Here is a 1,923-nt window from a genome sequence, read left to right on the forward strand (position 1 = left end):
GAGCCCGCCCGAGTTAAAATCGACCGCCAGAGATCGCGCCCTGCGGACTGTCCTTGCCCAGCCTGAAATAGACCGGGGACGGCGCCGACCACACGCAGTCCAGCGCCGCGGCGGCCTGAGGTCCATCGACCGGCGCGAGAACCATCATACCAGGCAGCGCACGCATGACGGCAATGTCCTCAAGGCTGTGATGCGTCGAGCCGCCCGTGCCGTAGTCGAAGCCGCCGCCAACACCGACGATGCGGACGGGCAGTTCGTGCGCAACCGGACCGTTGCGGATGAATTCGTAAGGCCGCAGCGTCGCAAAGGTCGCGATCGAATAGCAGAACGGAAGAAATCCGGCTTCCGCCAGACCCGTTGCGATGCCAATCATGTTCTGCTCGGCGACACCGACATTGACGAATCTGTCCGGATAGGCCTGCGCGAAGGGCTCCACGACAGAGAAGCCGAGGTCTGCGGTCAGCAACATGATGCGCGGATCGCGCGCGGCGAGTTCGCAGAGCTTGGCGATGAACTCGCGCCTCACTGCAGCGCCTCGCTCTCCGCCAGGGCGATGGCAAAGTCTTCGTCCGACATCGGCAAATAGTGCCAGCGCACCTGGCGCTCCATGAAACTCACACCGCGCCCCGACACGGTCCGCGCCAGCACCACCAACGGCTCCTGGCGATGCGGACGCAGCGCCTCGCGAACCGCCGCTGGCGCATGTCCATCCACCTCCCGGACCGTCCAGCCGCAACTTGCCCAGTGTTCCGGCATCCGTGCCTGGTTCATGATCTCGGCGGTCGGGCCAAGCGCCTGCTGTCCATTGACGTCGACGACGACAATCAAATTCGTGAGCCGATGATGCCCGGCAAACATCGCCGCTTCCCAGGTCGATCCTTCATTGCATTCCGCATCGGACAGCAGCACATAGGTGCGGCGGTCCTTGCCGAGCAGGCGCGCGGCGAGCGCCGATCCGACGCCGATCGACAGGCCAAGGCCGAGCGAGCCGGTCGAGAAGTCGACGCCTGGGAGGTGATGGGTCGGGTGCACGCCCAGGCGGGAATCATCGGCGCAATAGCTTGCCAGTTCGGCGCGGCTTAGCCATCCGCGCAAGAACAGGGCGGCGTAGAGCGCAAGCGCCGCGTGCCCCTTTCCCATAACGAAACGATCGCGATCCGGATCGTCCGGTGCGTTCAGTCGCATGGCTCCGCCATAAAGTGCTGCGAGAAGATCCACCACGGACAGGGCCGAGCCAATGTGCCCGACATGGGCGCGATGTGATTCTTCAAGGATCAGCTTGCGCAGCGCCCGCGAACTCAGGATTTGCTGGTGAGCGAGCGCCGGATCAGGCTCCATGACAGCCCATGGCGTTCATGCTAGTGGTCGACATCATGCGATTGGCCTCTCGTATGATCCGATACACTAGCGCATTCTTCGCCGATCTTGGAAGGCGGCCTGTACTTCTCCTTTGTTTGGGAATTCTGCTCGCCTGGCTGATGGCGGGTGTTCCATTCATGAGATTCGGCGTCCCGACTGGTCTGTGGGGCGATCGTACTTTCCTGCTGCTTCACGGCAGGATATTTCTCGACTGGCCGCATATTTTTCGAACGGATGCGGTGGGTTTTCCCGATCGGCTGGATCTGCTCGGCTTTCCTTTCACCGACCTTACCGAACGCGTCGTGCAATTTCTGACCACTCGCCTGACCGGCGACGTGATCGTTGGCGCCAATGTATATTTCGTCATCATCGTCGCGGTGAACTTCGCGGCTGCCTTCTGCGCTCTGCGCAGCTTTCAGATACGGCCCTGGTGGTGCCTCGCGGGCGCTTTCGCTTTTGCGTTCATTCCCTATTTCGCAGAGCGTTCGACCGGGCATGACTATCTCGCCGCCTATTATGCGGCGCCGCTTGCGTTCCTGATCCTGCCTCGCATTGTCATGGCCG

General features: G+C 62.3%; 3 protein-coding genes. 1 reads left to right on the forward strand and 2 read right to left on the reverse strand.

Translation table 11 applies throughout. The annotated features are described in order from the left end of the window. Positions 1 to 13 precede the first annotated feature (13 nt). Together EN745_RS34235 and EN745_RS34240 are read right to left on the reverse strand one after the other, a co-directional pair. Positions 14 to 526, reverse strand: a complete 513-nt coding sequence (locus tag EN745_RS34235; protein ID WP_127423273.1) for a hypothetical protein — start codon at positions 524 to 526, stop codon at positions 14 to 16. Further along, positions 523 to 1,338 carry a transketolase gene (locus tag EN745_RS34240; RefSeq protein ID WP_126054555.1) on the reverse strand — a complete coding sequence of 272 codons (816 nt, stop codon included), beginning with the start codon at positions 1,336 to 1,338 and terminating at the stop codon, positions 523 to 525. The genes EN745_RS34235 and EN745_RS34240 overlap by 4 nt, the downstream gene beginning before the upstream one ends. Before the next feature lie 23 nt (positions 1,339 to 1,361). Here EN745_RS34240 and EN745_RS34245 point away from each other — a divergent pair. Then, on the forward strand, positions 1,362 to 1,923 hold a 562-nt coding region (locus EN745_RS34245; protein WP_145992315.1), incomplete at its 3' end, for a hypothetical protein.

The sequence above is a fragment of the Mesorhizobium sp. M4A.F.Ca.ET.022.05.2.1 genome (assembly GCF_003998845.1).
Classification (GTDB): Bacteria; Pseudomonadota; Alphaproteobacteria; order Rhizobiales; family Rhizobiaceae; genus Mesorhizobium.

Bases quoted from the DNA above. Each gene is read 5' to 3' on its own strand.
- EN745_RS34240 (WP_126054555.1), bottom strand. From the start codon at position 1,338: ATGGAGCCTGATCCGGCGCTCGCTCACCAGCAAATCCTGAGTTCGCGG.